Raw genomic sequence first — 2,029 nt, 5'->3', positions numbered from 1 at the left:
GGATGTGGTCGACTTTCGGTGTGCGCGACAGGATCTGGTCGAGCGCCGGCACGAAATCGTCGGCGACGGTGCAACAGATGCAGCCATTGGCGAGCTCGACGATATTTTCCTCCGGGCAGGTGTCGATGCCGCAGCCTTTCAGGATCTCGCCGTCGATGCCGACATCGCCGAATTCGTTGACGATGATCGCCAGCCGCTTGCCCTTGGCGTTTTCGAGCAGGTTGCGGATCAGCGTGGTCTTGCCGGCGCCGAGAAAGCCGGTGATGACAGTGCAGGGAACACGGGAGAGGGATGCGGTCATGTCAGTCCTTCAGCAGGTCGAGGGGAGGGAGGCGGGCAACCAGGCCGCGCTTGAGGGAATCGGGCCGGCCTCGCCAGGGGATGAGGCCGTCGGTCGAGGTGGCAAAGAGCTTTGCGCCGGTGACGAGGTCGGCGCCGCTGGTCGTTTCCAGGTCACCGAAGACATAGCTCCAGCAGCCGTCGCGCAGCAGCGCCGCGCTCAGGCGGCGTTTGCAATTGCCGAGACACTCGACGGTGCGGATGCGGATTTTCTCGTCCGGCGCGGCGCGGCGCGCGTCTTCGGCAAGGAGGGCGCCGGCGCGCGGATGCGCGTCCGAACCGGTCTCATCGCGGCAGGAGGAGCAGACGATGACGGTCACTTCCGATAGCGCGTCGCGGGGTTCGGACGAAATGTCCGCGGTATTAGCCGGAAAACTGACGTTGCGATCCAAAACCAGGCTCCTTGCCCGGAAAACCCGCCGAGCGATCGGATTCTCATGTCTCAGACGGCAGGTCTCCTGGCTCGCGGGTCGTCGCCTTACGCCGCCTTCCCGGGAACATCCCAGTGGTTTTCGGCTGAGGCTCGTCGCTCACAGTTGCGGGGACAGCCGCGGATTTGGGTTTTCCCGCACCGCATTCCCTCTTGGCTCCTCCCCTTGCCGGGAGGAGACCGTCTGCGGCGGATTTAGGCTTAGAGGTGCTCGCATGTCAACGCGCGGCTACGACACCGAAATGTCGGTCAACGCCGGCCCAAGGTCGCCGGCCGGCGTCACCTCGATGGTTTCCAAGCCGAGCCATGCCTGCATCTGTTTCAACTCACCGAAGAGTTGTGCGGCCGTTTCGGCGGGAGCGCCGGCTTCGGCAAAAGCCGCATGGACGCGCAGCACTCCGGCCGGGCGGTCAGCTCTCAGATCGACCCGGGCAACGATCCGGTCGCCGAGTAGGAAAGGCAGCACGTAGTAGCCGTACTGGCGCTTCTCGGCCGGCGTGTAGATCTCGATGCGGTAGCGGAACCCGAAGAGCTTCTCGGTGCGCGTGCGTTCGAAAACCACCGGATCGAAGGGCGCGAGCAGGGCGCGAGCCTCGATGCGGCGCGGAAAGCGGGCATCCTTGTGGAGATAGGCGGGCTTGTCCCAGCCTTCGACCTTCGCCGGCAGCAGTTCGCCCATCTCGACCAGTTCCTCGATCCCGGCCTTCGTATCGCCAGGCGCCCGGCGGAAATAGTCGCGCAGGTCGCCATAGGTGGCGATGCCGTGGGCGCGCGCGGAAATGCGCAGCAACTGGCGATGCGCGTCCTCGACAGAGGGCACCGGCAAGTCGAGCACGGCCGGCGGCAGAACCCGTTCGGGCAGGTCGTAATAGCGCTCGAATCCACGCCGGTAGGCGGTGGTGATGCGCCCGGCCCAGAACAGCCATTCGAAAGCGTGCTTGGCCTCGCTCCAGCCCCACCAGCTGCCATTGCCCTTGTGGCCTTCGATGTCGGAGGCGGCGATCGGCCCGCGTTCCGCGACTTGGCCGTAGATCTCCTCGATCATCGCCTTGCGCTCGCGGCCCCATTTGGCGAGGCCGAGATACATTTCCTCGCCTTGCTCGGCGCGCTGCATGCGCCAGCGCATCAGCGGATAGGTCTCGACGGGCAGGAAGGAAGCCTCATGGGCCCAGTATTCGAAGACGGTTCGCTTGCGCGTGACGGCCGCGTTGTCGAGCAGCGCAAGCGGGTAGGGGCCGAGGCGCGAATAGAGCGGCATAT

3 protein-coding genes and 1 riboswitch are annotated in these 2,029 nt (G+C 65.4%); all 3 genes read right to left on the bottom strand.

What is annotated here, in order from left to right; genetic code table 11:
* Window positions 1–301, bottom strand: a 301-nt coding sequence (locus EOA60_RS30600) for a GTP-binding protein (RefSeq protein ID WP_281060797.1), incomplete at its 3' end; no start/stop codon positions are given.
* Between the two features lies 1 nt (window position 302).
* Window positions 303–731: a DUF1636 family protein gene (locus EOA60_RS30595; RefSeq protein ID WP_095826209.1), complete on the bottom strand. Its 429-nt coding sequence runs from the start codon at window positions 729–731 to the stop codon at window positions 303–305.
* 38 nt (window positions 732–769) lie between these two features.
* Window positions 770–969, bottom strand: a riboswitch (cobalamin riboswitch).
* A 29-nt stretch (window positions 970–998) separates the two neighbouring features.
* Window positions 999–2,029, bottom strand: a 1,031-nt coding sequence (locus EOA60_RS30590; protein ID WP_164899671.1) for a winged helix-turn-helix domain-containing protein, incomplete at its 5' end; no start/stop codon positions are given.

Source organism: Mesorhizobium sp. M1A.F.Ca.IN.020.06.1.1, assembly GCF_004023265.1.
In the GTDB taxonomy this organism is placed as follows: Bacteria; Pseudomonadota; Alphaproteobacteria; order Rhizobiales; family Rhizobiaceae; genus Mesorhizobium.
Note: the sequence above shows the minus strand (reverse complement) of the source record. Positions and strands in the feature narration are given on the sequence as shown.